Genomic DNA, 26,352 nt, shown 5'->3' with positions numbered 1-26,352 from the left:
TCGGCGTGAGCCAGGTGAGCGCGGTGCGCACGGTGCCCGGGGAGTCGCCCTATAAGGCGGCGGCCCAGATCGCGCTGTGCGCCGCGACGTACGCGGCCGCCGCACGCCAGTGCTCCCCGTGGCCCGCCGAGTACATCGACGCCCAGGGTTCTGTGCCGTGCTCACGGGAAGAGCGGAGCAGTTCGTACATCGCCGCCGTGCGTCGAGCGAGCACCCCTGGCAGGCGGCGGCGCAGAGCGTCCTCGGCTCCGTACCCGTCGATGAAGGCGGCCAGGTCTTCCGCTGCGCCGGCAGGCTCGCGCCCGGGATCGTTCAGGGTGAACGTCTGCGCGGCATAGGCGAGATCCCACAGCCGAGTGCTCGGCGCGGCGGCATCCCAATCGATGAACACCCAGCGATCGCCGAGGATGAGGTTCCAGGGGGCCAGATCGTTGTGGCAGACGAACTCGGCTCCGGGCGCGGGGATCGCGCTGTCCCACACGGCATCCGGCGGGGCGACGTAATGAGCACTCGCATCGTGGATGCCACGCACCATCGCACCGACGCGGCGCAACTGATCGTGGGTCAGGGGTGCCGCGTCGATCGCGAGCCTGCCGGGGACGTACTCCTGGACGTGACGTCCCTGCTCGTCCCGTCCGTGTGCGGCGGGCGCGTCGACGCCGGCGGAGCGGAGGAACGCCACGAAGTGGCTCACGCTCGCGGTCGACGCAGTCCAGGGCTTTCGCACCGTCCGTCCGATCCTCACGACGGCGGGCGCGACATTGCCTCCGCTCAGGAGTTCTTCGTCGGGCATCTCAGAACCGCGCGGAGAATCCGCCGTCGGCGTGCAGCAGCTGTCCGCTGATCCATCGTCCGTCGGGCGAGAGGAGGAATGCGGTGATCGCGGCGATATCGCGCGGCGTGCCAGCGCGGCCGAGCGGATGCTGCGCGGTGAGCGCCGCGCGTGTCGCGGCATCCATCCATCCCGTGTCGATGGGGCCCGGATTGACCACGTTCGCGGAGATCGACCGGGGGCCGAGCTCGCGCGCGGCGGAGATCACGATCCGATCGAGGGCACCCTTGGATGCGCCGTAGGGCAGGTTGCCGGTCGTGTGATCGCTCGTGTAGGCGACGATCGCCCCTCCGCCGGCATCCGCGTGCCGAGCGAAGGCCGCGATCATCAGCAGCGTCGCGCGAGCGTTCACGGCGACATGGCGGTCGAAACTCGCCGCGCTGGTGTCGAGGATCCCCGATTCGACGCAGTGCGCGTGGCTCAGGACGAGGCCCGACAGGGGTCCGCGTTCGTCGACGACCCGCTCGATCAGCGCGGTCGGCGCATCCGGATCGGCGAGATCGCACGGATAGTCGCCCGTGTCCAGATCGCTGGTGACGACGTCCCAGCCGTCGTCGCGCAGTCGCGGCACGACGCCTGCAGCGATGCTGTCGGCGCGCGCGGCACCGGTCACGAGAACGAGGGGCATCGTCCCAGGTTAGCGAGGCATGGCATCCGTTCGGGCTCGTCGTTCTTATCGGGCTTGTCGGGCTCGTCGGGCTCGGCCCAGGGCACGCTCCGCCGAGCCGAGCCGAGCCGAGCCGAGCTGAGCCGAGCCGAGCTGAGCCGAGCCGTGCCGAGCCGTGCCGAGCTGAGCCGAGCTGAGCCGAGCCGTGCCGGAGGCGGGCGACCGGGCTGGCCTCGAGGGCATGTTCTGGTGGGTGACGAACCTGTTCGGGCGAGCGTGGACCCTTCCCCAGGGGGCGAAAAATCAGTTTGGTCACGGGAAATCAGCTCTGGCGGGTGAGAAACCAGTCTGGTCACGAGAAATCAGCTCTGATGTGGTTTCCCGAGCCTGCGGTGGTTTCTCGCCGAGCGCGCGAAAAGGCAGGGCGGGCCGGGGTGATCTCGCCGCAGCATCCGTGTCCCACTATCTGTCGTTCTCCGGTCGGCAAAGCGACAGTTTTTGGGACATGCTCCGCCGAAAGTGGGACATGCCCTGCCGAAAGTGGGACATGCCCTGCCGAAAGCGGAACATGCCGGGTGCGTCGCGGAAAGCGGCATATGCGCCATGGGCGGCCGAAGGCGGGTCGCCCGCGCGGAATCTGCGTCAGTGGGATGCCGCCGCCGCGCTGGATCGGGGCGGCCAGGCATCCATGTCCCACTATCTGTCGTTCTGCACCTGGCGAAGCGACAGTTTGTGGGACATGCCGCGCCGAAAGTGGGACATGCCCTGCCGAAACTGGGACAGACCCCGCATGGTCCCCGACACAGCGCCGCTCGGCGGGGTCAGCGGGTGGTCGCGCCGCGCATCAGGTCGATGGGCAGTTCAACGGATGCCGGGGTGACGGTGCCCTCGTCGATCGCGGCGAACAGGGCGTCGGCGGCGCGATCGGGGTAGAGGCACACCTGAGTGATGCCGAGGCGTTCGCCGAGCGAGCAGTCGCCCGTGCACAGGGCGATCAGCTGCACGTCGCGCGGCATGAGTATGCCGATCTCCTCGAGATGCAGGTAGATCTCCGGGCCCTCCTCGCAGAACGCGAACACCGCGTCCACTCCGGCGTCGAGCAGAGTGTGCAGAGAGCTCATCAGGCGTCGGCGGCCCGCGTCGACGCGGGCGACGATGGGCGTGCGCCCCCGCACGGCGCTCCACGCCAGGTATGCACTCTCGCCCAGCTGGTCGCGCGGCACGGCGCTCTCGTCCACGAGAAAGCCGATCCGCTCGGCGCCGGTCTGCTCGAGGTGCGCGAGCCCGAGCCGCACCGCGGTGGGGTAGCCGGTGCGAATCGTGAGGCCGTCGGGCACGCTCAGGTCGTTCGCCGCCACCGGGATGCCCGCGGCGACGGCCTCGCGCAGGATCGCGCGATCATCGGCCGGATCGGGGAAGAACAGGGCGTCGATCTCGGCGCCGGCGAGCAGGTCGGGTCGCGAATCGGGCAGCACCGTCACGGTGAAGCCGCGTACCGCACCGGCGCCGACGAGCGCGTCCAGCTGCCGCGCGCGCTGGAGTGCCCGCCGTCCGTCCTGCAGTGAGGTGGCCGCCATGACGAAGCCGATCGACATCGCCCGGCCGCTCCGCAGCGCCGCGGCGTGCTTGTTGGGGGAGTAGCCGAGCTCCGCCGCGATCGCCTTGATGCGTTCGCGCGTCTCGGGTCGCATGCTGCCGCGATCGTTGAGCGCCTGGCTCGTCGCCGCCGTCGACACGCCGGCGCGCTCGGCCACATCGCGCAGCGTGACCCGGCTCATCCGAGGTCGCGCCCGGGGTCTCGGGGGCGCTCGATCCGTGCCGAAGACTGGCGCGTCGCATCGGGGAAGACGGTCGCGACGGCATCGCGCCACGCCGTGCCGTCGCCGGCGGATGCCAGGGCGTGCCCCTGCGCGATGAGCCCGTGCAGCAGGGCGCCCGAGAAGTGCCGGAGCGCCGCTTCGGTGTCCTCTCCGGCCCCGCGGGAGCGGGCGCGGGCGATCTCGGCCCCGAGGACGTCGTGCACGTAGGCGCGCATGTCGACGACCGCGGGTGCGACCTCGTGCACCCGCCGCGCCGTCGCGTGCCGCTGGGCGGCGGTCTGCACGATGAGGCGGGCCTCGTCGATCGTCGCGAACTCGTCGATCGGCGCGTGCACGCGGATCGTGTCGAGATCGAGCACCTCGACGCCGTCGAGGGAGCGCAGCCCCGAGTCGACGTTGCGCGGCATTCCGAGATCGATCACGAGCTGCTCGCGCTGCGCGGTGCCGGCTGAGGCGCGTGCCGCACGGTGCCCCTCGGCGGTGAGGACGAACGCATCGGCCGTCGTCGTCGTGCACGTGACGATCACGTCGGCCTCGGCCGCCTCGTGGGCGAAGCGGTCGCCGGTGACCAGGACGAGGTTCTCGCGCTCTGCGAACCGGTTGCGCCCGGACGGGGAGTGCACACGGACATCCGTTGCGCCCACCGCACGGAGCGCGGCGAGGGATGCCGCCGCGTACCGCCCCGTGCCGACGAGGAGGACCCGCGCGTCCTCCCACGCGCCGACGCGCGATCCGGCCAGCTCGACGGCGAGACGCACGAGCGAACGCCCGGACTCGCCCAGGCGGGTGGAGTTCTTCACGGCGCGGGAGGTCTCCGTCGCGCGCTGGAACAGGTGCTCGAGCGGTGCGGTCGTGGCTCCGTCGCGGCGCGCGGCCTCGAGCGCGCGGCCCACCTGGCCGGAGATCTCGTCCTCGCCGACGGCGACCGAGTCGAGGCCGGCGGCGACCGAGAAGAGATGCTGGGCGACGCCGTTGCCGTGCGCGAAGTCCACCGTGTCGCGCAGGCGTCGGAAGGGGAGCGCGGTGAGACCGGAGATCCGTTCCATCGCTGCGTCCATCGCCGGGATGGGCGAGGCATCGGGGGCGTCGGCGACGTCGAAATAGGCCTCGAACCGGTTGCACGTGGCGAGCACGACGGCGCCGCGGATCGCTTCGTGGGCGCGGGCGAGTTCGGCGGCGGCGCGGTCGCCGAGGACCGAGAGCTGTTCGAGATCCTCGAGCGGCGTGGTGCGCTGATGCGCGGTCAGACAGACGAGCACGGCGGAAAACCTCGATTCGGATCGTGAGTAGTATAACGATTAACCCCGCTCCGTCCGCGCGCGTCGTCGCGCCCACTCGAAGGCTCCCGTTGCCCGCTTCGCACCCGCTCGCCCTGCATGACACCGCCTCCTCTCGTCTGGTGCGCGCCCTGCGCGGCGAACGCCCCGATGTCACCCCGGTGTGGTTCATGCGCCAGGCGGGCCGTTCCCTTCCCGAGTACCGGGCGCTGCGCAGCCGCGGCACCATGCTCGAGGCCTGTCTCGATCCCGCCCTCGCGAGCGAGATCACCCTCCAGCCGGTGCGCCGGCACGGTGTGGATGCCGCGGTGTTCTTCAGCGACATCGTGGTGCCGCTGAAGCTGATCGGCCTCGATGTGGAGATCGCGGCAGGACGCGGTCCCGTCTTCGCGGAACCGGTCCAGACCGCCGCGCAGATCGCGCGGCTCGTCGAGATCGACCCCGATCTCGTGCTCGAGCGCGGCGACGCGATCGCCGAGGCCGTCGTCCGTACGACCGAGATGCTCGCCGAGGTCTCGGACGAGCGCGGTGAGCCGATCCCTCTCATCGGATTCGCGGGCGCGCCGTTCACCCTGGCCGCGTACGTCGTCGAAGGCGGCCCGTCGAAGGACCACCTCGGAGCCCGTGGCCTCATCCACGCCGACCCCGCCGCCTGGCACGACCTCACCCAGTGGCTCGCCGCGGTGACCGGCCGCTTCCTCGCCCTTCAGGTGCGCGCGGGTGCGAGCGCGGCGCAGTTGTTCGACTCGTGGGCGGGCGCGCTCGCTCCCGCCGACTATCGCCGTGCCGTGCTGCCGGCCTCCGCCGCAGCCCTCGAACCCGTGCGGTCGCTGGCTCTGCCCGACGTTCCCGACGGTGTGCCGATCATCCACTTCGGGGTGGGAACCGGCGAGATCCTCGCCGACATGGCATCCATCGGCATCGACGCCCTCGGTGTCGACTACCGCATCCCGCTCGACGTCGCCGCCGCTCGGGTCGGCGCGAACCTCACCCTGCAGGGGAACCTCGACCCCGCGCTGCTGTTCGCGCCCGAAGAGGCCCGGCGCGCCGCCGTGCACGAGACGCTCACGGCCGGGCTCGCGGCCCGCGCCCATGTGTTCAACCTCGGCCACGGTGTGCCGAAGGACACCGACCCTGCCGTCCTCACCGACCTCGTGCGCACCGTGCACGACTGGCGCAGGCCGTGACCGACGCCGACGTCCTCATCGTCGGCGCGGGCATCGCCGGCCTGACCCTCGCGCACGACCTCGCGCGGGGCGGACGCCGTGTCGTGGCGCTCGAGGCGGCCGACGAGCCCGGCGGACTGCTGCGGCGCGGCCGTCTCGCCGGGATCGACCTCGACCTCGGCGCCGAATCGTTCGCGACCCGTACCGACGCGGTCGCCTCCCTCATCGCGGATGCCGCGCTCGACCTCGACGTCGTGTCGCCCCGTGGGGGCGGGGCGCATCTCGCCCTGGCCGCCCCGTCGCGTGGGGACGGAGCCGTCCGCGCGCCGCTGCCGCGGCGGACGGTCCTCGGCATCCCCGCCGATCCGCTCGCGCCCGACGTCGTCGCCCTGATCGGGACGGATGCCGCCGCGCGCGCCGCGACGGAGATCGATCTTCCCGCGCTGACGCGCGCGGAGCTGGACGCCGAGCCGTCGCTGTTCGATCTCGTCGCCGAGCGGTGCGGCCCCCGCGTCGCGGAGCGTCTCGTCGACACCCTCTGCCGGAGCGTCTACTCGCGACCGGCCGCCGAGCTGCGGCTCTCCGCACTCAACCCCGCGATGTGGCGAGCCGTCCAGGCGCACGGTTCGCTCACGGCCGCCGCCTCCGAGGTCGCCCAGACCGCCCGCGCCGGCGCCGCCGTCGGCGGAATCTCCGGCGGCATGTGGCGTCTGCCCGCCGCCCTCGCCTCCGCGGCCCGCGCACACGGCGCCGCCATCCGCACCGGCGTGGTCGTCGACGCGGTGACGGGCACGGGGGAGCGCGTCGTCGTGCACACGTCGGCCGGATCGTTCACGGCGCCCGACGTCGTCGTCGCGACGGGCCCCGCCGTCGCCGCGAGGCTGCTCGGTGCCGACACCGGCATCGGGTCCGCAGCCCACGGCGACGCCGCCCGCCGCGCGGACCCCTGCCCCGCGCCCGTGCGCGTCGTCGCGGCGGCCGTCGACCACGCCGGCCTGGATGCGTTCCCCGTCGGCTCCGGAGTGATCGTCGACCCCGCCCTCGCGTCCGCCGCCAAAGCGCTCACGCACGTGAACGCGAAGTGGGACTGGGCCGACGCCGCGACGCCCTCCGGCCGGCACCTCGTCCGGCTCTCCGCCCGCGACAGCGCCGCCGCCGGACTCGATACGGCCGACGACGTCGCGCGCGCTCTGTCGCTCCTGACCGGCCTCGACATCCGCGGCGGCGACGTCGTCGACCTCGTCGTCCAGGAATGGTCGGATGCCGTGGCATCCGGTCGCACCGAGACCCTCGGCCGCGTCGCCGCCGAGCGCGGCCTGCATCTGGCCGGTGCCACCGCCGCCGGTACCGGCCTCGCCTCGGTCATCCCGCATGCGCGCGCCCTCGCCGCCGCTCTTCTCGCGTCGTCCGACGCCCCCGAACCCACCCCGTCCGCCGCACCCACGAGGAGCCTCGCATGACCGAATCCATCCCTCTCGGCTACACCCTGTTCGCCGTGCTCGCCGGCCCGCGCCCCCGCGGGACCGCCCCCGACGCCGCCGCCCTCGCCGATCTCGAGAGCGTCGTCGCCTCGTTCGAGGCCGACGGCGTCACCCTCCGCGGTCTCTACGACGTCACCGGCATGCGCGCCGAGGCCGACCTGATGGTGTGGCTGCACACGCTCCCCGGATCGACCGAAGACCCCGCCACGCTCCAGCGCGCGCTGCGCGCCCTCCGCCGCACGGACGCGCTTGCAGAGTTCGACAACGTGTGGAGCGTCATGGGTGTGCACCGTGAGGCGGAGTTCAACAAGCGCCACGTCCCCGGATACCTCCGCGGCGAGCACGCCCGCGGCTGGCTGTGTCTGTACCCTTTCGTCCGCAGCTACGAGTGGTACCTGCTGCCCGACGAGGAGCGCTCCGCGATGCTCTCCGAGCACGGGCGCAAGGGCGCGGCTTTCCGCGAGGTGCTCGCCAACACCGTCTCGACCTTCGGCCTGAGCGACTACGAGTGGCTGCTGCCCTTGGAGAGCGACGACCCCATCCACCTCGTCGACATGATGCGCGATCTCCGCGCGACGGATGCCCGCCGCCACGTGCGCGAAGAGGTGCCTTTCTACACGGGGCGTCGACTCGAGATCGCCGAACTCGCCGAGGTGCTGGACTGATGGCCGCCGACCGCCTGGCATCCACCGGCGACGGGTTCCGTCCGAAGCCGCCGCGCGCGAGCGCCGCGCCCGCGTGCACGTCGATCGACGGCGACGGATGCCGTGTGCCCGCTGCGACCGCGGCCGCAGCGCCGGGGCCCGCGCACGTCTCGCAGCCGACGCCGTACGACGGCATCCTGCTGCTGGGCTTCGGCGGCCCGGAGGGGCAGGAGGACGTGATCCCGTTCCTGCGCAACGTCACCGCCGGACGCGGAATCCCCGATGAGCGTCTCGAAGAGGTCGCCCACCACTACCGCCACTTCGGGGGCGTCTCGCCGATCAACGAGCACAACCGCGAGCTGAAGGCGGCGCTCGACGTCGAGCTCGCCGCGCGCGGCATCGACCTTCCCGTCTACTGGGGCAACCGCAACTGGATGCCCTACGTCGCCGATGCTCTGCAGGCCGCGCACGACGCCGGGCGCACGCGCCTGCTCGCCATCGCGACGAGCGCCTACAGCTCGTACTCCTCGTGCCGGCAGTACCGCGAAGACCTGGCCGACGCCGTCGAGGCGACGGGCCTGTCGGGTCTCGTCGAGATCGACAAGGTGCGGCAGTTCTTCGACCACCCGGGCTTCGTCACGCCGTTCGCCGAGGGGGTTGCAGCAGGGCTCGACGCGCTGCACGCCGACGGCTTCTCCGACGACGAGATCGAGATCCTCTTCTCGACGCACTCGATCCCGAACAGCGACGCCGACCGCTCCGGGCCTCCCGAGCGTGAGCTCGGAACCGGAGGCGCGTACGTGGCGCAGCACACCGCGGTCGCCGAGGCGATCGTGGCGCGCCTGGGCACCGACTGCGCCTGGCAGCTCGTCTACCAGAGCCGCTCCGGCCCCCCGCAGGTGCCGTGGCTCGAGCCCGACATCAACGACGCGATGGCAGAGCTGCCCGCCCGCGGTCGGAGCGCCGTGCTCATCGTGCCGCTCGGGTTCGTCAGCGACCACATGGAAGTGCTGTGGGACCTCGACACCGAGGCGATGGAGACGGCGCAGGAGCTCGGCCTCACGGCTGTCCGTACGCCCACCCCCGGCACCCATCCCGCGTACGTGACCGGTCTCGTCGACCTGGTCGTCGAGCGGATCGAGGGCACGGATCCTGCCGACCGTCCGCACGAGACCGCGCTCGGCCCCTGGTACGACGTATGCCGCCCGGGATGCTGCGAGAACAAGCGCCTCGGATTCCAGCCGGCGCTGGCGGGAGTGGCTCCGTGACCGGTGCCGTCGCCGACGCACGAGGCATCCACCCGCCGGTGCGCCTCGGCACGCGCGCGAGCCTGCTCGCGACGACGCAGTCGGGCACGGTCGCCGAGGCGGTCCGCGCGGCCACCGGGCGCACGGTGGAGCTCGTGCCGATCACGACCGCGGGAGACGTGCTCACCGGGCCGCTGGCGCAGCTCGGCGGAACGGGAGTGTTCGTCGCGGCGCTGCGCGATGCGCTGCTGCGCGGAGACTGCGACATCGTCGTGCACTCCATGAAGGATCTACCGACCGGGCCCGTCGACGGCCTGTGCATCGGCGCCGTGCCGCAGCGGGCATCCATGCGCGACGTCCTGTGCACCGCCCGCCCGGCCCGCCTCGAGCGCGACGGCGCCGGTAGCGGGCTGACGCTCGACGACCTCCCCGAGGGCGCCGTGGTCGGCAGCGGTTCGCCGCGACGCGTCGCCCAGCTGCTGCGTCGACGACCCGACCTGGTCGTCCGCGGCATCCGCGGCAACGTCGACACGCGGCTGCGCAAGGTCGACGAGGGCGAGTACGACGCCGTCGTGCTGGCCGAGGCCGGCCTGGCGCGCATCGGCCGCCCCGACCGGATCGACGACGCGTTCGAGACGGATGCCTGGCCGACCTCGGCCGGTCAGGGGGCGCTGGCCGTCGAGGTGCGCAGCGACGATCCGTTCGCGCCGGCACTCGCTGCGCTGACGGATGCCGACACGGAGGCCACGGCGCTGCTCGAGCGTGCGGTGCTCCGCCGCCTCGAAGCCGGATGCGCCGCTCCGGTGGGGATCTCGGCGCGCGTCGATCCCGCGGGATCCGTGGTGCTGCTCGCCGAGGTCTACGCCGTCGACGGCGTGCGCAGCGTGCGGGTCGAGCGCGCGCTCGCCCGCACGGATATCGGCGACGATGCGGGGCGGGATGCCGCCGCGGCCGACGTCGTCGACGAGCTTCTGGCAGGCGGTGCCGCCGACCTCGCCGATCTCCCCGGGAGCAGCCGGTGAGCGGCATCGCAGGCCCTGCCGCCGCGCGCACGCTGCGCGGCGCGCGCGTGCTCATTCCCCGCGGCGGGTCGTGGGGAGATCGGGTCGCGCGCGAGGTCGCGCGGCGGGGCGGCGAGCCGGTGATCGCCCCGCTCATCGCCTCGGCCCCGCCGCGCGACGCCGCCGAGCGGGATCGCGCCTTCGCCGCACTGGCGGCGGGCGATTACTCGTGGTTGTTCGTCACGAGCGCGGCGAGCATCGAGCAAATCGTCTCGCACGGGGTCGACGTGCCGCGTGAGACCCGGATCGCCGCCGTCGGCCCCGCCACTGCGCGAGCCGTCGCGTCGCTGGGCGTCGAGGCCGCCTTCGTCCCCGCCGGAGAGTCGTCTGCCGCAGCGCTCGCGACCCAGTGGTGCGCCGGGCGGACACCCGCTCGATCCGGACGCTCCCTCGTGGTCCGCTCCGACCTCGCCAGCGCCGTCGTCAGCGACGAGCTGCAGCTGCGCGGCTTCGCGGTCGACGTCTGCATCGCCTACCGCACGGTCGGAGTCGACCTTCCGGTCGAGGTCGCCCGCGAGCTGGCATCCGGAGACATCGACGTCGTGCTGCTCACCTCGCTCAGCGTGGCCCGCGAGCTGCGTCGGCAGGTCGGGCCGCTCCGAGACGGCGTCCGGGTAGCCTCGATCGGACCGGGCACCACGCGCGACGCCGAGCGCCTCGGGTTCACCGTCTCGCATACCGCCCGCACCCAGAGCGTCGATGCGCTCCTCGCCGAACTCGACGGCGCCGCGCTCGCCCACACGAAAGGCTCGTCATGACCGCCTACCCTGTGCGCCGGCTCCGCCGGCTGCGCCAGAACCCGGTGCTCCGCCGTCTCGTCGCCGAGAGCGATCTGACCCCCCGGCGCCTCGTGCTCCCCGTCTTCGTGAAAGAGGGGATCGACGCCGCACAGCCCATCGCGAGCATGCCCGGTGTCGCCCAGCATCCCCTCGAGGCGGTGCCGGTCCTCGTCGAGCAGGCGGTGTCGGCGGGCATCGGCGGCATCATGCTGTTCGGCGTGCCCGAGGTGCGCGATGCCGTCGGATCGGGAGCGACCGACCCCGCGGGCATCCTGAACCGGGCGATCGCGGTGGCGGCGCGGGCCGCCGCGGGGCGGATCACCGTGCAGGCCGACCTGTGCCTCGATGAGTTCACCGACCACGGCCACTGCGGTGTGCTCGCCGCCGACGGCTCGGTCGACAACGATGCGACGCTCGAGATCTACGCGCGCATGGCGCTCGCCCAGGCGGATGCCGGTGCCGACATCCTGGGGCTTTCCGGCATGATGGACGGCCAGGTCGCCGCGTGCCGCGCCGCGCTGGATGCCGCCGGCCGCAGCGACGTCGTGATCCTCGCCTACTCCGCGAAATACGCCTCGGCGTTCTACGGACCGTTCCGCGACGCCGTCGAATCCACCCTGACGGGCGACCGGCGCACGTACCAGCTCGACGCCGCGAACGGGCGCGAGGGCCGGAACGAGGCCCTCGCCGACATCGACGAGGGTGCCGACATCGTCATGGTCAAGCCCGCGGGCCCCTACCTCGACGTGCTCGCCGATGTCGCCGGCGTCTCGAGCGTGCCGGTCTGGGCGTACCAGGTGTCGGGGGAGTACGCGATGATCGAGCTCGCCGCGGCAGCCGGGGTGATCGACCGTGAGCGGGCCATCGGCGAGAGCCTGATCGGCATCCGTCGCGCGGGTGCCGAAGCGATCCTGACGTACTGGGCGATCGAGGTCGCCGGATGGCTGAACGAGGGGCGGAGCCTGACATGACGACGACCAACGACGAGCTCTTCGCGCGCGCCCGCGCGGTGATCCCCGGGGGCGTCGACTCGCCCGTGCGCGCCTACGGCTCCGTCGGCGGCACACCCCGCTTCGTCACGAGCGCCGAGGGCGCGTACATCACCGATGCCGAGGGGCGCCGCTACATCGACTTGGTCGCCAGCTGGGGGCCCGCGCTGGTGGGTCATTCCCACCCTGAGGTCGTCGCCGCCGTGCAGGATGCCGCGGCCCGCGGTCTCTCGTTCGGCGCGCCGACCCCCGCCGAGGCCGAGCTCGTCGAGGAGATCGTCCGACGGGTGCCCGCCGTCGAGAAGGCGCGCCTGGTCTCGACGGGCACCGAGGCGACCATGACGGCGATCCGCCTCGCGCGCGGTGCGACCGGGCGCGATCTGCTGGTGAAGTTCGCCGGCCATTACCACGGCCACTCCGACGGACTGCTCGCCGCGGCGGGATCGGGGCTCGCGACGTTCGCGCTGCCCGGGTCGGCCGGGGTACCCGCGGCGATCGCCGCGCAGACCCTCGTCGTGCCCTACAACGACCGTGCCGCGCTCGAGGCGGTCTTCGCGGCGCACCCCGGCCGGATCGCCGCCGTCATCACCGAGGCGGCCGCCGCGAACATGGGGGTCGTGGCGCCGGTATCCGGATTCACGTCGTTCCTCGCGGGCCTCTGCCGGGACAACGGCGCGCTGCTCATCAGCGACGAGGTGCTCACGGGCTTCCGCGCTGCGGCGGGCGGCTACGCGCAGGTGCTCGCCGAGGCGGGGGAGCACGTCGTCCCCGACCTGGTCACGTTCGGCAAGGTGATCGGCGGCGGCCTCCCCGTCGCCGCCGTCGGCGGACGCGCCGACGTCATGGACCTGCTCGCCCCCGTGGGCCCCGTCTACCAGGCCGGAACGCTGAGCGGGAACCCCGTCGCGGTCGCCGCGGGGCTCGCGACGTTGCGACTCGCGGACGACGCCGTGTACGCGCGGCTGTCCGAGGCATCCGGCACCCTTTCGCGAGCCGTCGACGACGCTCTCGATGAGGCCGGCGTGCCGCATGTCGTCCAGCGGGCGGGCACCTTGTTCAGCGTGTTCTTCGGTGTCGAGGTCGCCGGAGGCGTGCCCGACTACGCGACGGCGCAGCGGCAGGACGCGGATGCCTACGGCCGGTTCTTCCACGCCCTGCTCGACCAGGGGGTCTCGCTGCCGCCGTCGGCCTTCGAGGCCTGGTTCGTCACGGCGGCGCACGACGACGAGGTGATCGCGCGGATCGTCGACGCGCTGCCCGCTGCGGCGCGCGCGGCCGTCGGCTGAGCCGCGCTGCACCCGCTCCGGCGCTGCGGCTCCGGCGCACCATCTCCGCAGGATGTCACGTACTCCGCACGAATGGGCCCAGATCGTGCGGAGTACGCGGCATTCTGCGGACTTCGTGACGGCGGCGCGCCCGGCATCCGCGGCGGATCGAGTCCGCGAGCCCAGGGGAGCGGGCAGCGCGAAGGGCGGCGGATAGGGTGGATGCCATGCCCGTGACTCTCCTCGGCGCGGCGGAGATCCGCGCGCTCGCTGCCGACCTCGACGTCACACCCACCAAGAAGCTGGGGCAGAACTTCGTCGTCGACGCCAACACGGTCCGCAAGATCGTGCACGTCGGCGAGGTCACCGCCGCCGACCGCGTCGTCGAGGTGGGCCCGGGGCTCGGGTCGCTGACCCTGGCGATCCTGGAGACGGGGGCCTCCGTCACCGCCGTCGAGATCGACCACCGTCTCGCCGAGCGTCTGCCGGCCACCGCCGCCGCGCACGGCGTGCCCGCGGGCGCGTTGACGGTCGTGGATGCCGATGCGCTCCGCGTCACGGAGCTGCCCGGCGACCCCACCGTGCTCATCGCGAATCTGCCGTACAACGTCAGCGTGCCCGTGCTGCTGCACTTCATGGAGACCTTTCCCGCGCTCGAGCGCGGTGTCGTCATGGTGCAGGCCGAGGTGGGGGAGCGGCTCGCCGCCCCGCCCGGATCGAAGGTGTACGGCGCCCCGAGCGTCAAAGCCGCCTGGTACGGATCGTGGCGGCTCGCCGGCACCGTGTCGCGCCAGGTGTTCTGGCCCGTCCCGAACGTCGACAGTGTGCTCGTCGGCTTTCGTCGCGACCCTGAGCCGCGCGGCGACGACGACCTGCGGCGCGCGACGTTCGGTATCGTCGACGCCGCCTTCCAGCAGCGCCGCAAGATGCTGCGGCAGGCCCTCGCCCCGGTGATCGGCGGTTCCGCGGCATCCGCGAGCGACCTCCTCACCCGCGCGGGTGTCGACCCGACGCTGCGGGGCGAGCAGCTGACGATCGACGACTTCGTCGCCGTCGCGCGCATCCACGCCGGAGGCGCCGTCTGATCTGTCCGTGACGCACGCACGGGCGTCACAGCCGAAGCCTGGCCGACGGATCGCCGGCAGGTGACGAGCAGCGATCCCGCGCGCGGGTGCCGGGCGCCGCACATCGCCGCGCCCCGGCGCGCCGGGGGCGCGTCCGTGCCGGCCCCTCTCGGCTGGCACAAAACTTGCAGTCATGTAATATTGCGCGTCTGCAAAAATTTGTGAGCCTGGGAAAGGCTGGAATGTCCACTGTCACCACTCGCACCGGGGCCGTCCCGATCGCGCGCTCCGAGGCGTCGAAGCCGATCATGACGCATCGGCAGATCCTCCTCGTCATCTACGGCCTCATGGCCGGCATGTTCCTCTCGTCCCTCGATCAGACCATCGTCGGAACCGCGATCCGCACCATCGGCGACGATCTGCAGGGGCTCGACCAGCAGGCGTGGGTAACCACCGCCTACCTCATCACCTCGACGATCTCGGTGCCGATCTACGGCAAGCTCTCCGACATCTTCGGCCGTCGCCCGCTGTTCATCTTCGGCATCTCGGTGTTCATTCTGGGATCCGTGCTGTCGACGTTCTCGACCTCGATGCTGATGCTCGCCGGGTTCCGCGCCTTCCAGGGCATCGGGGCGGGAGCGCTCATGTCGCTGCCGCTCGCGATCATGGCCGACATGCTCGCCCCGCGCGAGCGGGCGAAATACCAGGGCTACTTCTTCGCCGTCTTCGGTATCTCGTCGCTGATCGGTCCGCTCGTGGGCGGACTGTTCGCCGGCGCGAACGAGATCCTCTGGATCGCCGGCTGGCGCTGGGTGTTCCTGATCAACCTGCCGATCGGTCTGATCGCTCTGTTCATGGTCATCGCGTTCCTGCATCTGCCGAAGGTCGGTGCGCACGCTACCCCTCGGATCGACTGGTGGGGGGCGACCGCGGTGGTCGTCGCGCTGGTGCCGCTGCTCCTCGTGGCCGAGCAGGGCCGCGAGTGGGGCTGGGGCTCGCCGGGCGCCATCGCCTGCTACGTCGTCGGCGGTCTCGGAGCGATCGGGTTCGTCCTGATCGAGATCGCGATGAAGAACGATGCGATCATCCCGGTCCGGCTCTTCCGCTCGAACGCGTTCTCGTGGGCGACCGTCATCGGCGTTCTGGTCGGCTTCGGCATGTTCGGTGCGATGATGACGATCCCGCTCTACATGCAGATCGTGGCGGGGCTCACGCCGACTGAGTCGGGCTTCGCCATGCTGCCGATGGTGATCGGTCTGATGGCCTCGTCTATGACGGCGGGCCAGATCACCGCGCGCACCGGAAAGTACGGATTCTTCCCGCGCACCGGCACGTTCACCACCGCGATGGGCTTCCTGATCCTCACCTTCGTCTCGGCCGACAGTCCGGTGTGGTTCATGATGATCGGGATGTTCGTGGTGGGCCTCGGCCTCGGCCAGCTCATGCAGTCGCTCACCATGGCGAGCCAGAACGCCGTCGAGGCTCCGGACATGGGCGTGGCGACGAGCGCCGCGACGTTCTTCCGACAGATCGGCGGAACGCTCGGCACCGCGATCATGCTGTCGGTGCTGTTCACGCTGCTGCCGGCCAACATCGTGCACAGCATGGCCGACAAGCCGACCTTGACCGCGGGGCTGAACGCGGCACTGGACCCCGCGGTGGCGGAGGCCCCGCACAACAAGGCCGTCATGACGCAGTTGTGGGCTCCGATCGTGGAGCCGCTGCAGCAGAATGTGCAGACGCAGCTGGACGAGGGTGCGGCGAAGGCCAAGACGGCGGCGTCGGATGTCGTCACCCGACAGGTCACCGACGCCGTGAATCAGGCGGTCGCCGCGGGGCAGCTGCCCGCATCGGCGGCTCAGACCGTGATCGATCAGAAGGTCGCCGAGGCTCTCCCGGGCGCCGAGGCGCAGGCGCTGCAGACCGTCGCCGACCAGGCTCACGCCTCGGTGGTCGGCGGCACGGTGTCGGTCGACTGGAGCGATGCCGGCCAGCGCACGTACTGGGTCGACACGCTCGTTCCCGGCATCGCCGACACGCTCGACAGCGCGGGGTCGGGCGGCTCGGGGGGCGCCAGCACCTCGGTCAGCGACACGTCGTTCCTCAACGGGGCGGACCCCGCCCTCACGGCACCGTTCATGGTCGGTTTCACGCAGGCCGTCGATGTCATCTACTGGGTGGGCTTCGGCGTGCTGATGCTCGCGTTCGTGCTGAGCTGGTTCTTCCGCGCGCCGCCGCTGCGCACCCGCTCGGCTCTCCAGGAGCGTGCCGACAAGGCGGGGGTCAGCGACACGGGAACGATCGGGGTGCAGGTCTGACATGACCGATGACCAGTGCGCAGGGGAGACGCCGGAGGCATCGGGCCTCCGCGAACGCAAGAAGACGCAGCGCCGGGCGGCCCTGCACGATGCTGCCCTGCGCCTGGTCGAACGTCATGGCTTCGACGGCACGACGGTGGAGCAGATCTGCGAAGAGGTGGGGGTCTCGCCTCGCACATTCTTCAACTACTTCCCGTCGAAGACCGCGGCGGCGCTCAACCTGCCCGATCAGATCATCTCCCCCTCGGCGGCACAGCGGTTCCGTGCTGCCGAGGGGGAGCTGGTCCCGGCGGTCTGCGCACTCCTGGCTGACGCCATGAGCTCCGGCGTCGAGCGGTCCCGCCTCAAGAAGCTCCTGGCGGAGCAGCCGCAGCTGATCGCGACTTTCACCCAGTGGATGGGCGCGCTGAAGGCGGAGTTCGCCCTGCTCGTCGAGGAGCGTGCCGGTTCGCCGGACGTCGCCGACGCCGCAATCGTGCTGGCGCTGACGTCGTTGCGCACCCTGATGCATCACCCGGCCGATGACACGCGCCCCGACGCGGTGCGGTTGCTCGAGACCATCGACCGGCTGATCGCGATGCGGCACGCGCCCCTCGTGCGCGGCGGGGAGAGTGTCGCCGAGTCCTCGTTGTGAGCGGATCGCCGTCGACACCGACACGCTGCGGCTCCGCGCGCGCACTCACCCGCCTCGCCCGCGGGTCGGCGGGCGCCGATAGCCTGGAGGCGTGACCGACACCGAGAATCGCTTCCCGCCGACGCGGGGCGGAGACATCCATCGCACCTACACCGCTGCTGCCGACCGTTACGAGAGCGCCACGTTCCGGCAGGTGGGAACGAGCGGGCTCTACCTGCCGCCGCTCTCCCTCGGCCTCTGGTGGAACTTCGGCGACAACATCCCCTTCGACCGCCAGCGCGCGTTGCTGCGTCACGCGTTCGATCGCGGCATCACGCACTTCGACCTCGCCAACAACTACGGCCCGCCTTACGGGTCGGCCGAGACGAACTTCGGTCGCATGATGCGCGAGGACCTCGCGCCGTACCGCGACGAGCTGATCATCTCGTCGAAGGCCGGGTGGGACATGTGGCCGGGTCCGTACGGTACCTACGGCTCACGCAAGTACCTGCTGGCGAGCGCCGAGCAGTCACTCACCCGCATGTCGCTCGACTACGTCGACATCTTCTACTCGCACCGCTACGACCCCGTGACACCGCTCGAGGAGACGATCGGCGCACTCGACACGCTCGTGCGCCAGGGTAAGGCGCTCTACGTCGGCATCTCGTCCTACAGCGCCGAGCGCACGGCCGAGGCGAAGGCCATCGCTCGATCGCTCGGCACCCCGCTGGTCATCCACCAGCCGTCGTACTCGATCCTGAACCGCTGGGTCGAGGACGGCCTGACCGACGTGCTCGGTCAGGAAGAAATGGGCGCGATCGCGTTCACCCCGCTCGCGCAAGGGCTACTGACCGACAAGTACCTCGGCGACGGCACCGCGGACCGCTCCCAGCAGCGCTCGTCGCTTCCCGGCGGACGCCTGAGCGAGAACGCCCTGGCGGCGCTCCGCAGCCTCGACATCGTCGCGAAGGAGCGCGGCCAGACCCTCGCGCAGCTCGCGATCCAGTGGGTGCTGCGCAACCCGGTGGTCGCCTCGGCGCTCATCGGCGCCTCACGCACCGAACAGCTCGACGAGAACCTCGCGGCCCTCAACGGCCCGGCGTTCACGACCGAAGAGCTCGAGCGCATCGATGCCGTCGCGGATGCCATCGACGTCGACCTGTGGGCGGGGTCGGCGACCGCGTGAGCGCGCGGGAGGACGCCCGACGCGTCCACGTGCGCGCCCCGGGGAAGATCAACGTCTTCTTCGAGGTGGGAGACGTGCAGCCCGACGGGTATCACGACGTGGCATCCGTCTATCAGGCCGTCTCGCTCCACGAGGACCTGTGGGCGTCGCTCTCCGACCACGACCAGATCGTCGTCACGGGCGACGTGGACGTCAGCGGCGTGCCGCTGGATGCCTCGAACCTGGCGCTCCGCGCCGCCCGGCTCGTGGCGGCGCGGGTGGGGTACGCCGGCGGCATCCGGCTCGAGATCCACAAGGGCGTGCCCGTCGCCGGTGGTATGGGCGGCGGTTCGGCGGATGCCGCGGCGGCCCTCGTCGCGATGAACGAGCTGCTGGGCGGCTCTCTCGGCCCGCTCGACCTGCAGCTCCTCGGGGCGCAACTCGGTGCCGACGTGCCGTTCGCCGTGCTCGGCGGGACGGCCGTCGGCACGGGTCGCGGCGACGAGCTGGTGACCGCGCTCGTGCGCGGCCGTTTCGACTGGGTGCTGGTGACCCGAGACGACGGTCTGTCGACGCCCGCGGTCTACGGTGAGCTCGATCGGCTGCGCGCGGCGGTCGACATCCTGCCGCCGCGGGGGACTCCGTCGGCCGACCCCGCCGTTCTGCACGCGCTGCGGTCGGGTAGTGCGCACGACCTCGCCGGCGCGATCCGCAACGACCTGCAGCCCGCCGCGTGCAGCATGCTGCCCGATCTCCGAGACGACCTGCGCGCCGGTGAGCAGGCGGGCGCCCTCGCCGCCTTCGTGTCGGGATCGGGTCCGACGCTCGCCTACCTCGCGGCCGACCCCGATGAGGCCCAGCGGATCGCCGCGGCGCTGCAACGCCCCGGCAGGCAGGCCTTCGTCGCGCACGGCCCGGTGCCGGGCGCGCGCATCGTCGACTGATCCCCGGGCGCGTCGGAGGCACCGCGTAGCCTGGGGACATGACCGATCGCGATCAGGATCTCCATGATGCCCCCGTCGACGCCCACGCCGCCGAGCGCGTCGCCGCCCGCGGGCTCAGGCTCGATCGGGTGGACGGCGCCGATCACGCGCAGGTCGGCCGGTGGTTCGATGCGGTGACGCGCGGATTCCTCGAAGCGGCCCCGGCAGAGGCGCGGCGCCGGGGATTCATCGACCAGATGGGGTACCAGCGCAAGCTCGGGGTCTACGATGCGCAGGCGCCGCAGCCCGACGAGCCCGTCGCGACGTTCGCGTCCTGGACGGGTGAGCTCACCGTGCCCGGCGGCGCGATGCCGGTGCGTGCCATCACCTCGGTGACGGTGGCCCCCACGCATCGTCGGCGGGGGCTGCTGCGGTCGATGATGGCGGGAGAGCTACGCCTCGCTGCCGAGCACGGGTTGCCCGCGGCTGCACTGACGGTGAGTGAGTCGACGATCTACGGCCGGTTCGGCTTCGGGCCGGCGGTACTCGCGGCGACCTGGGAGCTCGACGTGCCACGGGCCCGCTGGGTCGGTCCCGACGCGCCGGGGCGCGTCGACTTCGTCTCCCGCGCGCAGGGGCGCGCCCTTGTCGAACCGCTCCACGAGCGTTTCCGTCGGGTGTCGCCGGGCGAGCTCTCGATGCCGGGGGGTCACTGGGACCGGATCTTCGGCACTCGCCCCGATGCCGACAAAGCCGATCAGCTGCGGGTCGTGCAGTACCGCTCGGTCGATGACGCCGGCGTGGCCGGCGACGTCGAGGGCGTCGCGGTCTATAAGGCGACCGAGAACGCGGACGACTTCACGAAGTCGGCGATCGATGTGATTCTTCTTCTCGCCGTAACCGAAGAGGCCTACGCGGGCCTCTGGCACTTCTTCCTGTCGATGGACCTGATCGGCACGCTGCGGGCATCCGAGCTCGCGGTCGACGAGCCGTTGTGGTGGATGATCGCCGACCAGCGGGCGGCGAGGATCACCGGTCGCGACCACCAGTACCTGCGCATCCTCGACGTCCCGGCGGCGCTGGCCTCCCGTCGCTACGACGTCGCCGAGACCGTCGTCCTCGAGGTCGCCGACTCGCTGGAGATCGCAGACGGAACGTTCGTGCTGACGACGGATGCCGGGGGAACCGCCTCGGTCGACGTCGTGGACGATGCGCCCGTGGGCGTGCCCCTCGTCCGGCTCGGGGTGGCCGAGCTGTCGTCTGTTCTCCTGGGCGGCGTCTCGCCGGTCGCGCTCGCGCGTGCCGGGCGCATCCAGACGGACGATCCGGCGCTGCTCGCGCGCATGTTCGCGACGCCGGCGGCGCCGCGACTCAGCTTCTGGTACTGAGTGGCACGGCCCCGGGAATCCGCGTCGTCATCCCGGGGCCGTCCATTCCGGCAGGGTGAACGTCAGGCGCCGCAGACCGACTGCAGCTTCTTCGCCTGCTCGCCGAGCTTGGTGCTCGCCTCCTGGCTCTTCGTGGAGATCTCCTGAGCCTTCTCCTGTGCGGCCTGGAGCTTCTCCATCGCCGCGGCATCGGTCGGGTCGATCTTCGACACGTCGGGCATCTCGAAGCCTTCGAGCGTCTGGATGAAGCTCGAGAACTCGTCCGTGAACGCAGTCAGGGGAGCCTTGACGTCGGCGTTGGTGACCTTGGACTGTGCCGCCGTCAGGCCGTCCATCACCGGCTGGAACAGCGCGCCGAAATCGACGTTCTCACCGGTGGCGGCCTTGCTCATCGAAGAGCTCAGGTCGCTCGAGATCGTGCTGGATGCCGTGGCGAGCTCGTCCTGAGCGATCTTGCACGCCTCGGCGACGCTCTGGCCGCCGGCGCACGCCGACAGCGTCGTCGCGAGCACGATGACAGCGGCGGCGCCGCTCAGGCGGGTCACGATGGTCTTGTTCATGTCTGTCTCTCCGGTTTCTGTGTGGCGGGCGCCGGTCATCGCGCGCCGGGGGCGGCGTGTCTCCGCTCGCGGCGGTGAAGCGGCGTGCCCCCACACGCGACGGCCGAAGGCCATCGGCCATTCTAGGGAGGGAATGTGCGACGCCTATGCTCCGCATGTGAGATACGGCAGATCCGCGCCCGGGAGGGCGGCCCGCATGCCGTAGCGTGGAGCGGATGGCGCACCTGCTCGGAGGCGAAGCACTCCACCTCGAATTCCCGACGAGGGTCGTCTTCGACTCCGTGTCCCTCGGCGTCGATGAGGGCGATCGCATCGGCATCGTCGGCCGCAACGGCGACGGCAAGTCGTCCCTCCTCGCGATGCTCTCCGGGCGCCTCGCCCCTGACAGCGGACGCGTGACCGTCCGCAGCGGGGTGCGCGTCGGCGTACTCGATCAGGCCGATGTGCTCGATGACGACGACACCGTTGGTCACGCAGTGGTCGGCGACGCGCCCGAACACGAGTGGGCGGGCTCGGCGCTCACCCGGGACGTGATCGCGGGCCTCGTCTCCGACCTGCCGTGGGATGCGGCACTCGGCACACTGTCCGGAGGGCAGCGCCGGCGCGTCGCCCTCGCCCGGCTGCTGGTCGGCGACTGGGACGTGCTCGCCCTCGACGAGCCGTCGAACCACCTCGACGTCGAGGCGATCGCCTGGCTCGCCGGTCACCTCAAGACGCGCTGGTCGAAGAACTCCGGGGCGTTGCTGGTCGTCACTCACGACCGATGGTTCCTCGACGAGGTATGCACGACGACGTGGGAGGTGCACGACCGGATCGTCGAGCCGTTCGAAGGCGGCTACGCCGCCTACGTGCTGCAACGCGTCGAGCGCGACCGGCAGGCTGCGGTGGTCGAGCAGCGCCGGCAGAACCTCGCGCGCAAGGAGCTCGCCTGGCTGCGGCGCGGCGCGCCCGCCCGCACCGCCAAACCGAAGTTCCGCATCGATGCGGCCAACATCCTCATCGCCGACGTCCCCGAGATCCGCGACCCCGTGCAGCTGCAGTCGCTCGCCGTCTCACGGCTCGGCAAGGACGTCGTCGACCTGCTCGACGCGGGCGTGCGCTACGGCGAGCGCGAGGTGCTGCGAGATGTCGAGTGGCGGATCGCGCCGGGGGAGCGCACCGGCATCCTCGGCGTCAACGGCGCCGGCAAGTCGACGCTCCTCGGCCTCGTCTCGGGGTCCGTCGAACCGACGAGCGGTCGTGTCAAGCGCGGCAAGACGGTGAAGGTCGCGACCCTCACCCAGCGCATGGATGAGCTCGATCAGTACCTCGACGACCCCGTGCGCGTCGTGATCTCGGGTCTTCGCACGAGCTACACGATCGGCACCGGCTCCAAGGCGGCGGATCTCACGCCGGGTCAGCTGCTCGAGCGCATGGGGTTCTCGTCGGCGCAGCTCTCGACGCCGGTGAAGGATCTCTCGGGCGGTCAGCAGCGCCGGCTGCAACTGCTGCTCATCCTCCTCGACCAGCCGAACGTGTTGATCCTCGATGAGCCGACCAACGACCTCGACACCGACATGCTGGCCGCGATCGAAGATCTGCTGGACTCGTGGGCCGGCACCCTCCTCGTGGTCTCGCACGACCGCTACTTCCTCGAGCGGGTGACCGATCAGCAGTACGCCGTGCTCGGTGGGCGGCTGCGTCACCTGCCCGGCGGCATCGACGAGTACCTGAGGCTGCGCGACATCGAACGTCGCGCGGGGGATGCCGCGGCATCGACACCAGCGGGCGTCACCGCGGCCGGGTCTTCCGCACCGCCGGCGCCGGCGCTCGCGGGCTCCGACCTGCGCGCCGCGCAGAAGGAGCTCGCTGCGGCCGAGCGTCGCATCCAGAAGTTGACCGCCCAAGCCGGCGCCGCCCGCACGGCCCTCGCCGACCACGATCAGGCGGACTACGTCGGTCTCGGCGAGAGGATGCGCGAGATCGGCGAGCTGGAGACCGAGATCGCGGCGCTCGAGGAGCGATGGTTCGAGCTCACGGAGCTGATCGGCTGATCGTGCCCGGGTGAACGTGCGAACGCGGCGGCGAGGATGTCCTCGCCGCCGCGTTCTGGTTCTCGACGCCCTCAGTGCTCGTCGTAGTGGTCGCCGTGCGCGGCGTGCTTGTGCCCGTCGTGCACGTAGTCGACGTGGTCCTCGTGCGCGACGGCCTCGTGGCCGCAGTCCTCGCCGTGGGCGTGCTCCGAGACGGTGTGCTCCGCGACCGACTCGTGCTCGTCGTAGTGATCGCCGTGCAGCGCGTGGTGATGGGTTCCGTGGACGTAGTCCAGGTGGTCCTCGTGGGGAACCGCTTCGTGGCCGCAGTCGTCGCCGTGCGTGTGCTCGGCCGTCGTGTGCTCGGCGTGGATCTCTTCGGTGGTCATGGCGTGTCCTTCGTTCGGTGGTGCTCTGTGGTGGTCTGGGGCGGATGCGCCGACGCGGCGGTGCGCGGCTCTTGCGTGTGCGCGATCGCATCGTCGATCACGTGCGCGACGTGGTCGTCCGAGAGTCGGTAGGTCATTTCCTTGCCCGACCTGGTCGCCGCGACCAGGCCGGCCTGACGCAGGGTGCGCAGATGCTGCGAGACGAGCGGCTGCGACATTCCGGTCGCGTCGGCGATGGTTCCGACGGTCGAGGGCGCTGTGCGGATGAACCGCAGGAGGGTCAGCCGTGGTTCGCTGCCGAGGATCTTGAACAGCTCTGCGGCGGCAGCGACCCCCGGCTCGACCTCCATACGTCGATACCAGCAGACGTATAAACGAATTGCAATATGTCTAGCTAATCGATGATGATTCTCACGCGCGCCGCTCAGGCATCGAAGCCGAGCGAGAGCTTTCGCAGGAGCGAGGCGAGGCGCTCCCGGTCCGAGCGCGACAGGCCGGCGAGGAGCTCCGCTTCGGCGTCGACGAGGCGGGTGATCGCGGCATCCACGCGGATCTTGCCGTCATCGGTGATCGTGACGAGCACGCTGCGCCCGTCGGCGGGGTCGGCCTCACGGCGTACGAGTCGGCGCCCGACGAGGCGGTCGATGCGGTTGGTCATGGTGCCGCTCGAGACGAGAGTCTGCTGCAGCAGCTGCTTGGGGCTGAGTTGATACGGCTCGCCCGCGCGGCGCAGCGCCGACAGGACGTCCCACTCCCAGGGCTCGAGGTCGCTGCGGCGGAAGGCCTCGCGGCGCGCCCGATCGAGGTGACGGGAAAGGCGGTCGACGCGGGACAGTACCTCGAGGGGCGAGAAATCCAGGTCGGGACGCTGTGAGCCCCACGCGTCGACGATCCGGTCGACTTCGTCGTGCTCGGCGGTCATGGCTCCATTATCGCGGGGGCATCGCTCCATCCGTTGGTAAAAAATACCCCCGGGGGTATAAGGTGGTTCCAACAGACAGGGAGAAACTGATGCGGATCGTGATCGTCGGAGGCGTCGCCGGGGGGATGAGCTGCGCGGCGCGCGCCCGCAGACTCGATGAGAGTGCGGAGATCATCGTTCTGGAGCGCGGCGATCACGTCTCGTTCGCGAACTGCGGACTGCCCTACCTCGTGGGCGGCGAGATCGCCGACCCGTCGTCCCTTCTCGTCCAGACGCCCGCGTCCCTGAAGGCCGCGCTCGACCTCGACGTGCGCACCGGGCACGACGTCACGGCGCTGGATGCCGCGGCGAGAACCATCACCGTGACGACCGCGGAGGGCGTCGACACCCTCGCCTACGACGCGCTCGTGCTCGCCCCGGGCGCCGTCGCGTCGCGTCCGCCGATCATCGGTCTCGATTCACCCCGCGTCCGCACGCTGCGGACGGTGGACGACGCCGTGGCTCTCCGCGACCGGGTCGACCACGGCGCCCGGCGTGCCGTGGTGCTCGGTGCAGGGTTCATCGGTGTCGAAGCGGCCGAGGCGCTGGCTCAGCGGGGGCTGCACACGACCCTGGTGGAGTTCGCGCCGCACGTGCTGCCTCCGGTCGAGGACGAGCTGGCCGCGCTCGTGACCGCGGAGCTGCGCGCCCTCGGCATCGACGTCCGCGCCGGAACGGCGGCGACCGCGATCGAGTCCGGCACCGAACACGACACCGTGGTCCTCGACGACGGAGCGCGGCTCGATGCCGACCTCGTCGTGCTCTCGGTCGGTGTCCGCCCCGACACGGCCGTCTTCGAGGCGGCAGGTGTGGTCTGCGCACGCGGAGCCATGCTCGTCGACGACCACGGGCGCACCTCGCTGCCCGACGTCTACGCGGTCGGCGACGCCACCGCCTCCGTCGACGCCGTCACGGGAGCCGTGCGCCCCGTCGCGCTGGCCGGCCCCGCGAACCGTGCCGGTCGGCTCGTCGCCGACGCGATCCTGCGTCCCGACACCGCACGCCCCATTCCGCAGCCGATCGGCACGGCGATCGTCCGCGTCGGGCGTCAGACCGTGGCACTGACGGGTGCGAACCGCGCGGCGCTGGCCGAGGCGGGTATCGCGGTCGACACACTGCACCTGCACCCGGGGCAGCACGCCGGGTACTTTCCGGGCGCCGCCCAGATCCACCTCGTCGTGCACGTGCGTCGCGACGATGCTCGGATCGTCGGCGCTCAGGCCGTCGGCCCCGACGGCGTGGACAAGCGCATCGACGTGCTGGCGACCGCCATCCGCGCGGGGTGGCGCATCGACGACCTGATCGACCTCGACCTCGCGTACGCGCCGCCCTACGGCTCGGCGAAAGACCCGGTCAACCTCGCGGGCATGGTGGGCGAGAACGTCCGCACCGGCACGCTTCGGCTCTGGTACGCGCAGGATCTGGCCGACGTCATCGAGCATGCGCTGGTGCTCGATGTCCGCACGTCGGCCGAACGGGCGACGGGCCACCTCCCGGGCATCCTCGCGATCCCGCACACCGAATTGCGCGCGCGTCTCGGAGAGGTCCGCCAGGCCGCCGCCGGGCGCCCGGTACGCGTGATGTGCCAGTCCGGCGTCCGCTCGGCCATCGCGCACCGGGTGCTCGCGCAGGCGGGCTTCGACTCGGCATCGCTCTCGGGCGGCATGCTGACCCTCCGCGCCGCACTCGGCGACCGTGCCGATGCGACTCTCGTCACGGGCTCCGTGACGGTCTGACGCCCCGCACCCACCCTCTCGACACACACCTCACACCGATGGAACAGAAAGACGA

At 71.5% G+C, this 26,352-nt stretch carries 24 protein-coding genes; 16 read left to right on the top strand and 8 right to left on the bottom strand.

Annotated features, from left to right (window positions below; all coding sequences use genetic code 11):
- Positions 1 to 49 precede the first annotated feature (49 nt).
- From JOE64_RS09485 to JOE64_RS09470, 4 genes are all read right to left on the bottom strand, one after another.
- Positions 50 to 793: a phosphotransferase gene (locus JOE64_RS09485; protein ID WP_204964021.1), complete on the bottom strand. Its 744-nt coding sequence runs from the start codon at positions 791 to 793 to the stop codon at positions 50 to 52.
- Position 794: 1 nt separating this feature from the next.
- Complete coding sequence (locus JOE64_RS09480) at positions 795 to 1,460, bottom strand: SDR family NAD(P)-dependent oxidoreductase (protein ID WP_204964020.1); 666 nt, start codon at positions 1,458 to 1,460, stop codon at positions 795 to 797.
- Positions 1,461 to 2,260: 800 nt separating this feature from the next.
- Positions 2,261 to 3,217 (bottom strand): LacI family DNA-binding transcriptional regulator, encoded by a 957-nt coding sequence (locus JOE64_RS09475; RefSeq protein ID WP_204964019.1) that lies wholly within the window; start codon positions 3,215 to 3,217, stop codon positions 2,261 to 2,263.
- Positions 3,214 to 4,518: a glutamyl-tRNA reductase gene (locus JOE64_RS09470; RefSeq protein WP_204964018.1), complete on the bottom strand. Its 1,305-nt coding sequence runs from the start codon at positions 4,516 to 4,518 to the stop codon at positions 3,214 to 3,216. Before JOE64_RS09470 ends, JOE64_RS09475 begins: the two co-directional genes overlap by 4 nt.
- Positions 4,519 to 4,655: 137 nt before the next feature.
- On the opposite strand from JOE64_RS09470, the gene hemE reads away from it, so the two are divergent.
- From hemE to JOE64_RS09400, 14 genes are all read left to right on the top strand, one after another.
- Complete coding sequence (hemE, locus tag JOE64_RS09465; protein WP_239532121.1) at positions 4,656 to 5,723, top strand: uroporphyrinogen decarboxylase; 1,068 nt, start codon at positions 4,656 to 4,658, stop codon at positions 5,721 to 5,723.
- On the top strand, positions 5,720 to 7,162 hold the full coding sequence (locus tag JOE64_RS09460; RefSeq protein WP_271202517.1) for a protoporphyrinogen/coproporphyrinogen oxidase: 1,443 nt from the start codon (positions 5,720 to 5,722) through the stop codon (positions 7,160 to 7,162). Before hemE ends, JOE64_RS09460 begins: the two co-directional genes overlap by 4 nt.
- Positions 7,159 to 7,848 (top strand): hydrogen peroxide-dependent heme synthase, encoded by a 690-nt coding sequence (gene hemQ, locus JOE64_RS09455; protein WP_204964017.1) that lies wholly within the window; start codon positions 7,159 to 7,161, stop codon positions 7,846 to 7,848. The genes JOE64_RS09460 and hemQ overlap by 4 nt, the downstream gene beginning before the upstream one ends.
- Positions 7,848 to 9,095 (top strand): ferrochelatase, encoded by a 1,248-nt coding sequence (locus JOE64_RS09450; protein ID WP_204964016.1) that lies wholly within the window; start codon positions 7,848 to 7,850, stop codon positions 9,093 to 9,095. The genes hemQ and JOE64_RS09450 overlap by 1 nt, the downstream gene beginning before the upstream one ends.
- Entirely contained in the window at positions 9,092 to 10,096 is a 1,005-nt protein-coding gene (gene hemC, locus JOE64_RS09445) for a hydroxymethylbilane synthase (protein ID WP_271202518.1), read from the top strand. The genes JOE64_RS09450 and hemC overlap by 4 nt, the downstream gene beginning before the upstream one ends.
- Complete coding sequence (locus JOE64_RS09440; RefSeq protein ID WP_271202519.1) at positions 10,093 to 10,893, top strand: uroporphyrinogen-III synthase; 801 nt, start codon at positions 10,093 to 10,095, stop codon at positions 10,891 to 10,893. Before hemC ends, JOE64_RS09440 begins: the two co-directional genes overlap by 4 nt.
- Complete coding sequence (gene hemB, locus JOE64_RS09435) at positions 10,890 to 11,885, top strand: porphobilinogen synthase (RefSeq protein WP_204964014.1); 996 nt, start codon at positions 10,890 to 10,892, stop codon at positions 11,883 to 11,885. Before JOE64_RS09440 ends, hemB begins: the two co-directional genes overlap by 4 nt.
- Complete coding sequence (hemL, locus tag JOE64_RS09430) at positions 11,882 to 13,189, top strand: glutamate-1-semialdehyde 2,1-aminomutase (protein WP_204964013.1); 1,308 nt, start codon at positions 11,882 to 11,884, stop codon at positions 13,187 to 13,189. Before hemB ends, hemL begins: the two co-directional genes overlap by 4 nt.
- A gap of 206 nt (positions 13,190 to 13,395) precedes the next feature.
- Complete coding sequence (gene rsmA / locus JOE64_RS09425) at positions 13,396 to 14,253, top strand: 16S rRNA (adenine(1518)-N(6)/adenine(1519)-N(6))-dimethyltransferase RsmA (RefSeq protein WP_204964012.1); 858 nt, start codon at positions 13,396 to 13,398, stop codon at positions 14,251 to 14,253.
- A gap of 221 nt (positions 14,254 to 14,474) precedes the next feature.
- Positions 14,475 to 16,550, top strand: coding sequence for an MDR family MFS transporter (locus JOE64_RS09420; protein WP_372432889.1), 2,076 nt, complete (start codon positions 14,475 to 14,477; stop codon positions 16,548 to 16,550).
- Between the two features lies 1 nt (position 16,551).
- Positions 16,552 to 17,184 (top strand): TetR/AcrR family transcriptional regulator, encoded by a 633-nt coding sequence (locus JOE64_RS09415; protein ID WP_204964011.1) that lies wholly within the window; start codon positions 16,552 to 16,554, stop codon positions 17,182 to 17,184.
- Positions 17,185 to 17,275: 91 nt separating this feature from the next.
- Positions 17,276 to 18,349 (top strand): aldo/keto reductase, encoded by a 1,074-nt coding sequence (locus tag JOE64_RS09410; RefSeq protein WP_204964010.1) that lies wholly within the window; start codon positions 17,276 to 17,278, stop codon positions 18,347 to 18,349.
- The gene (locus JOE64_RS09405) at positions 18,346 to 19,272 is read left to right on the top strand and encodes a 4-(cytidine 5'-diphospho)-2-C-methyl-D-erythritol kinase (protein WP_204964009.1); all 927 of its coding nucleotides are present in this window, start codon (positions 18,346 to 18,348) and stop codon (positions 19,270 to 19,272) included. Before JOE64_RS09410 ends, JOE64_RS09405 begins: the two co-directional genes overlap by 4 nt.
- A gap of 38 nt (positions 19,273 to 19,310) precedes the next feature.
- Positions 19,311 to 20,639 carry a GNAT family N-acetyltransferase gene (locus JOE64_RS09400; protein ID WP_204964008.1) on the top strand — a complete coding sequence of 443 codons (1,329 nt, stop codon included), beginning with the start codon at positions 19,311 to 19,313 and terminating at the stop codon, positions 20,637 to 20,639.
- A 62-nt stretch (positions 20,640 to 20,701) separates the two neighbouring features.
- Here the strand turns inward: JOE64_RS09400 and JOE64_RS09395 are convergent, their stop codons facing one another.
- Entirely contained in the window at positions 20,702 to 21,199 is a 498-nt protein-coding gene (locus tag JOE64_RS09395; protein ID WP_204964007.1) for a hypothetical protein, read from the bottom strand.
- A gap of 215 nt (positions 21,200 to 21,414) precedes the next feature.
- Between JOE64_RS09395 and JOE64_RS09390 the strand changes: the two genes are divergently transcribed.
- Positions 21,415 to 23,232 (top strand): ABC-F family ATP-binding cassette domain-containing protein, encoded by a 1,818-nt coding sequence (locus tag JOE64_RS09390; RefSeq protein ID WP_204964006.1) that lies wholly within the window; start codon positions 21,415 to 21,417, stop codon positions 23,230 to 23,232.
- A 71-nt stretch (positions 23,233 to 23,303) separates the two neighbouring features.
- On the opposite strand, the gene JOE64_RS09385 is transcribed toward JOE64_RS09390, so the two are convergent.
- The 3 genes from JOE64_RS09385 to JOE64_RS09375 all read right to left on the bottom strand — a co-directional run bounded on the left by JOE64_RS09385 (position 23,304) and on the right by JOE64_RS09375 (position 24,522).
- Positions 23,304 to 23,600, bottom strand: coding sequence for a hypothetical protein (locus JOE64_RS09385; protein WP_204964005.1), 297 nt, complete (start codon positions 23,598 to 23,600; stop codon positions 23,304 to 23,306).
- Entirely contained in the window at positions 23,597 to 23,950 is a 354-nt protein-coding gene (locus tag JOE64_RS09380; protein WP_204964004.1) for an ArsR/SmtB family transcription factor, read from the bottom strand. The genes JOE64_RS09385 and JOE64_RS09380 overlap by 4 nt, the downstream gene beginning before the upstream one ends.
- A gap of 74 nt (positions 23,951 to 24,024) precedes the next feature.
- Complete coding sequence (locus JOE64_RS09375) at positions 24,025 to 24,522, bottom strand: MarR family winged helix-turn-helix transcriptional regulator (RefSeq protein WP_204964003.1); 498 nt, start codon at positions 24,520 to 24,522, stop codon at positions 24,025 to 24,027.
- Positions 24,523 to 24,611: 89 nt separating this feature from the next.
- Between JOE64_RS09375 and JOE64_RS09370 the strand changes: the two genes are divergently transcribed.
- Positions 24,612 to 26,297, top strand: coding sequence for an FAD-dependent oxidoreductase (locus tag JOE64_RS09370; RefSeq protein ID WP_204964002.1), 1,686 nt, complete (start codon positions 24,612 to 24,614; stop codon positions 26,295 to 26,297).
- Positions 26,298 to 26,352 lie beyond the last annotated feature (55 nt).

The organism is Microbacterium dextranolyticum (assembly GCF_016907295.1).
GTDB classification, from domain to species: Bacteria; Actinomycetota; Actinomycetes; order Actinomycetales; family Microbacteriaceae; genus Microbacterium; species Microbacterium dextranolyticum.
This window is presented reverse-complemented; position numbering and strand designations above follow the sequence as displayed.